We start from the raw sequence: 5,791 nt of genomic DNA on the forward strand, positions 1-5,791 counted from the left end.
TGGCCCGGCCCAGCATCTGCGCACAGCCGGGTGCGACGTCGCGTTCTATGCGCCGGCCGATATCAGTGCCGCGCGGACGTGACGGACAGGCTGGGCCGCGAATGGGCGCCCGACGAAGGCGACGCCGAGAAGGCGTTGCAACGGATCGTGCGCGAAGTGCCGCCGCTCGAGCCGCAACCGGTGTCGCCCGACATGCAGCAGGCCGCGCCCGGCGACACGGCGCAGCCAGGCGCTGCCGCAACCGCGCCGGCTGCACGACCGAACGCGCACGCCTGGCGCGATGCCGAGGTCACGAGCCGCGACGACGTGCGCATCGGTCTCGACAAGATGTGCCGCTATTTCGAGCAACACGAGCCGAGCCATCCGGCGCCGCTGCTGCTGCGGCGCGCGCAACGGCTGCTCGCGCTCGACTTCTACGAAATCATCCGCGATCTCGCGCCGGAGAGCCTGCCGAAGCTGGACCTGCTGAGCGGCGAGCGGAGCGAATGAAACGAGCGAGCGCCGCCGCGATGTGGGCGGTGACGACCAACTGCGCAACCTGATCGATGTGAAGGAGTGGACGATGACGGACAGAACCAAGGCGGCAGGCAGCGGACAGAAGTTCATCGCGCGCAATCGGGCGCCGCGCGTGCAGATCGAGTACGACGTCGAGACCTACGGCGCGGAACGCAAGGTGCAGTTGCCGTTCGTGATGGGCGTGATTTCCGACCTGGCGGGCAAGCGTGCGGAGCCGTTGCCGGACTTGCCGGAGCGGAAATTTCTCGAGATCGACGTCGACAACTTCGACGAGCGGATGAAATCGGTCGCGCCGCGTGTCGCGTTCCAGGTGCCGAACACGCTGACGGGCGAAGGGATGCTCAACGTCGACATGACGTTCGAGCAGATCGACGATTTCTCGCCGGCCGCGATCGCGCGCAACGTCGACGCGCTGCGCCGGCTGCTGGAGGCGCGCACCGAGCTGTCGAACCTGCTGTCGTACATGGACGGCAAGCACGGCGCCGAGCAGCTGATCGAGCGCGCGATCAACGATCCCGACCTGCTGAAGACGCTCGTGCGCAACCCGCACGAGCCCGCGCAGGGCGGCGACGCGACCCAACCGGAGGCCCGCGATGAATGATCCCGTCCAATCCCGTGCGGACACGCGCGACGCCGCGCAACCGGCCGTCGCGCACGACGAATTCGCCGCGCTGCTGCAAAAGGAATTCAAGCCGAAGACGGCCGAGGCGCGCGAGTCGGTCGAGCGCGCGGTGCGCACGCTCGCGCAGCAGGCGCTCGAACATACGGTCGGCATGACGACCGATGCGTACGGCAGCGTGAAGCAGATCATCGCGGAGATCGACCGCAAGCTGTCCGAGCAGATCAACCAGATCCTGCATCACAACGAATTCCAGACGCTCGAAGGCGCGTGGCGCGGGCTGCATTACCTCGTCACGCACACCGAGACCGACGAGCTGCTGAAGATCAAGGCGCTACCGGCGTCGCGCAACGAGGTCGCGCGGATGCTGAAGCGCTACAAGGGCGTCGCGTGGGATCAGAGCCCGCTGTTCCGCAAGATCTACGAAGAGGAATACGGGCAGTTCGGCGGCGAGCCGTTCGGCTGCCTGGTCGGCGATTTCCATTTCAACCACAGCCCGCCGGACGTCGAGATGCTCGGCGAGCTGTCGAAGATCGCGGCGGCCGCGCACGCGCCGTTCATCGCCGGTGCGTCGCCGGAGCTGATGCAGATGGATTCGTGGCAGGAGCTGTCGAACCCGCGCGACCTGACGAAGATATTCCAGAACACCGAATACGCGGCGTGGCGCAGCCTGCGGCAGTCGGAGGATTCGCGCTACATCGGCCTCGCGATGCCGCGCTTTCTCGCGCGGCTGCCGTATGGTGCGCGCACCAACCCGGTCGACGAATTCGACTTCGAGGAAGACACCGACGCCGCGAACCACGACCGCTACACGTGGGCGAACTCGGCGTATGCGATGGCCGCGAACATCAACCGCTCGTTCAAGCAGTTCGGCTGGTGTTCGTCGATCCGCGGCGTCGAATCGGGCGGGGCGGTCGAAGGGCTGCCGAGCCACACGTTCCCGACCGACGACGGCGGCGTCGACCAGAAATGCCCGACCGAGATCGCGATCAGCGACCGCCGCGAGGCCGAGCTCGCGAAGAACGGCTTCATGCCGTTCGTGCACCGGAAGAACTCGGATTTCGCGGCGTTCATCGGCGCGCAGTCGCTGTACCAGCCGGCCGAGTACCACGATCCCGACGCGACCGCGAACGCGCGGCTGTCCGGTCGCCTGCCGTACCTGTTCGCGTGCTGCCGCTTCGCGCATTACCTGAAGTGCATCGTGCGCGACAAGATCGGCTCGTTCCGCGAACGCGACGACATGGAGCGCTGGCTGAACGACTGGATCATGAACTACGTCGACGGCGACCCCATCAACTCGTCGCAGGAGACCAAGGCGCGCAAGCCGCTCGCGGCCGCGCAGGTGGTGGTCGACGAGGTCGAGGACAACCCCGGCTACTACACGTCGAAATTCTTCCTGCGGCCGCACTACCAGCTCGAAGGGCTCACGGTGTCGCTGCGGCTCATCTCGCGGCTGCCGACCGCGAAGGCGGCCAACGAGTGAGCAGCGCAGCAAGCAACGATCGGCATTCAACGCGGCATTCATCCTGACATCGCACTGAAACGGAGACGGCAATGGGCGTGGCAATGTTTATGAAGGTGGACGGCGTGACCGGCGAATCGGCGGACGCGCAGCACAAGGGCTGGACCGACATCCAGTCGTTCACGTGGGGCGCGAGCCAGCCGGGCGCGATGGCGAGCGGCAGCGGCGGCAACGCGGGCAAGGCGAGCTTCAACGATCTCGTCGTCGCCGCGTACATGGACAAGGGCGCGCCCGCGATCATCAAGAACTGCGCGAACGGCAAGCATCTGTCGTCGGTCGAGATCTCCGCGTGCAAGACGGGCGGCACGCAGGTCGAGTTCATGCGCGTGACGCTGCAGGAGGTGCTCGTCACGTCCGCGCAGGTCGCGGGCATCGATCCGGGCGACGTCGCCGACCGGCTGATGATGCATTACGGCTTCCAGGCCGCGAAGGTGAAGAAGCAGTATTGGCAGCAGAACGACAACGGCGGCAAGGGCGCGGAGGTGACCGTCGGCTGGAACATCAAGGAAAACACCGAGATGTGACGGCGCGGAGATGACGATGGACGACCCGCGAACCCGCGACGGCCGCGACGGCAGGGAAGGCAGCCTGCGCGACCGGCTCCAGCCCGCGCTGCTCGACCGGCTCACCGACGACACGCCGCAGCGCGCCGCCGAAGCGCCCGGCGCGCAGTGGATCGGCACCGAACGCCTGCGTGCGGCCGTGCTGCGCGATCTCGCGTGGCTGCTCAACACGCGCAACGCCGAGGACGGCTTCGTCGACTGGTCGGCGTTCGCGCACGCGCAGGCGTCGGTGCTCAACTACGGGATGCGGCCGCTCGTGGGCAAGCCGATGTCGGGCGTCGAGCGGATGTCGGTCGAGGCGTCGATCCGCGACGCGATCCTCCGCTTCGAGCCGCGCATCGCGCCCGCCAGCGTCGAAGTCCGCAGCGTGATCGACGCGGCCGGCGGCCGGGCCGGCGAACGGCGCCACAACGTGTTGCTGTTCGAGATTCGCGGCACGCTGTGGTCGATCCCGCATCCGCTCGAGTTCGTGCTGCGCTCCGACCTCGATCTCGAGACGGGCGCGATGTCGCTGCAATCGGTGGCGGGGGCCTGACGCGATGGATACGCGCCTGCTCGACTACTACAACCGCGAACTCGCGTACCTGCGCGAGCTCGGCGGCGAATTCGCGCAGCAGTTCCCGAAAGTGGCCGCGCGGCTGCGGCTCAACGAATCGGGGCCGCCCGATCCGTACGTCGAGCGGCTGCTCGAAGGCTTCAGCTTCCTCACCGCGCGCGTGCAGCTCAAGATGGACGCCGAGTTTCCGCGCTTCACGCAGGCGCTGCTCGATGCGGTGTATCCCGGCTATATCGCGCCGCTGCCGTCGATGGCGATCGTGCGGTTCGCGCCGCTGCTGAACGAAGGCAGCCTGGCGCAAGGCTGGCGGCTGCCGGCCGGCACCGCGCTGCGCGCGCGTCCGGCCGCGTCCGAGCAGACCGCCTGCGAATTCCGCACCGCGCACGACCTGACGCTGTGGCCGCTCGAACTGACCGATGCGACCGTCACCGGCGCGCCATCGTGGCTGCCGCGCGGCGCGTTCGCCGCGCGGCAGGACGTGCGCGGCGCGCTGCGCATCCGGTTGGAAGCGCGCGGCGGTGCCAAACTGTCCCAGTTGCCGCTCGACCGGCTGACGTTCCATCTCGCCGGTCCCGAACGCGACGCGCTGCATCTGCTCGAACTGATTGCCGCGCATGCGCTCGGCGTCGTGTGCCACGATCCGGCGCAGCCGCCGCGCTGGCTGCATACGCTCGACGCCGACGCGATCGTTCACGAGGGCTTCGATCCCGCGCAGGCGATCCTGCCCGACGACGGCCGCAGCTTCCACGGCTACCGGCTGCTGCGCGAGTATTTCGCGTTTCCGGCGCGTTTCCTGTTCTTCAGCATCGGCGGGCTGCGCGCCGCGCTCGCACGCGCGACCGGCGACGCGTTCGAACTGACCGTGCTGTTCGATCGCCACGATGCGGCGCTCGAGGCGGCTGTCAGCGCGAAACACCTCGCGCTGAACTGCACGCCGGCCGTGAACCTGTTCGCGCGCCGCGCCGACCGCATTCCGCTGCAGCCGGGCGCGCGCGAGCACCATGTCGTCGTCGATCGCAGCCGGCCGCTCGACTACGAGGTCTATGCGGTGCAGCGGCTCGCGAGCGAGCAGCGCGACGATGGCCAGTCGCGCGAATTCCGGCCGTTTCATGCATCGTTCGCGAGCGACGACGGCAATCACGGCGCTTACTACACGGTGCGGCGCGAACCGAGGCTGGTCTCGTCTCAGGCACGTGCGAACGGCACGCGCACCGGCTACGTCGGCAGCGAGACCTACGTGTCGCTCGTCGACAGCCAGTGCGCGCCGTACGACGAAACGATGCGTTACCTGGCGGCCGATACCCTGTGCACGAATCGCGATCTCGTGCTGCTGCAGCCGCCCGGCGACGCGAACACGTTCACGTTGCGCGTGTCGGCTCCGGTCGAGAACATCGTCGCGATCCGCGGCCCGTCGCGGCCGCGCCCGCCGATCGCCGATGCGCAAACCGCGTGGCGGCTGATCCGCCATCTCGGGCTCGCACGCCACACGCTGACCGATCTCGACGACGAAGAGGGCGCGCATGCGCTGCGCGAACTGCTCGGCCTGCATGCCGACCCGGCCGATGCCGCGATGCGCCGGCAGATCGACGGCGTGCTGCGCGTGGCGTTCTCGCCGGTGTTCCGCCGGCTGCCGGCGTCCGGCCCGCTGATGTTCGGACGCGGCGTGCAGGTCGACGTGACTGTCGACGATCATGCGTTCTCCGGCGACAGCCCGTTCCTGCTCGGCGCGGTGCTCGAACAGTTCTTCGCGCGGCACGTGTCGATCAACGCGTTCGCCGAATGCGTGCTGACCAGCGCGCAGCGCGGCACGCTCGCGCACTGGCCGGCGCGCATCGGCAGGCGGCCCGCGATATGAAGCGCGATATGTCACCGGGTGCCGGGCCGGCTGCCGAGGCCTATCGCGCGCGCTCGCGCGACGGCAAGGAATCGATCGCGCTGTCGCGGCGCATCGAACGGCCGGACCATACGTTCAACGGCATCGCGGTGGTCGCCATCGACATCGCCTATTTCGAGCA

5 protein-coding genes and 1 pseudogene are annotated in these 5,791 nt (G+C 68.3%); all 6 read left to right on the forward strand.

Annotation, left to right across the window (positions count from 1 at the left end):
- Positions 1-90: 90 nt before the first annotated feature.
- Positions 91-489 (forward strand): annotated as a pseudogene (locus tag G3N98_RS38165) (type VI secretion system protein TssA); the annotation flags it as partial.
- 73 nt (positions 490-562) lie between these two features.
- Entirely contained in the window at positions 563-1,117 is a 555-nt protein-coding gene (tssB, locus tag G3N98_RS38170) for a type VI secretion system contractile sheath small subunit (protein WP_011355191.1), read from the forward strand.
- Positions 1,110-2,618 (forward strand): type VI secretion system contractile sheath large subunit, encoded by a 1,509-nt coding sequence (gene tssC, locus G3N98_RS38175; RefSeq protein ID WP_046547841.1) that lies wholly within the window; start codon positions 1,110-1,112, stop codon positions 2,616-2,618. The genes tssB and tssC overlap by 8 nt, the downstream gene beginning before the upstream one ends.
- 71 nt (positions 2,619-2,689) lie before the next feature.
- On the forward strand, positions 2,690-3,181 hold the full coding sequence (locus G3N98_RS38180; RefSeq protein WP_027791618.1) for a type VI secretion system tube protein Hcp: 492 nt from the start codon (positions 2,690-2,692) through the stop codon (positions 3,179-3,181).
- Between the two features lie 16 nt (positions 3,182-3,197).
- On the forward strand, positions 3,198-3,755 hold the full coding sequence (tssE, locus tag G3N98_RS38185) for a type VI secretion system baseplate subunit TssE (protein WP_206151024.1): 558 nt from the start codon (positions 3,198-3,200) through the stop codon (positions 3,753-3,755).
- A gap of 4 nt (positions 3,756-3,759) precedes the next feature.
- Positions 3,760-5,631, forward strand: coding sequence for a type VI secretion system baseplate subunit TssF (gene tssF, locus G3N98_RS38190; protein WP_089427473.1), 1,872 nt, complete (start codon positions 3,760-3,762; stop codon positions 5,629-5,631).
- Positions 5,632-5,791: the final 160 nt, after the last annotated feature.

Origin of the sequence: Burkholderia sp. Tr-20390, from assembly GCF_017104595.1 — a bacterium.
Lineage (GTDB): Bacteria > Pseudomonadota > Gammaproteobacteria > Burkholderiales > Burkholderiaceae > Burkholderia.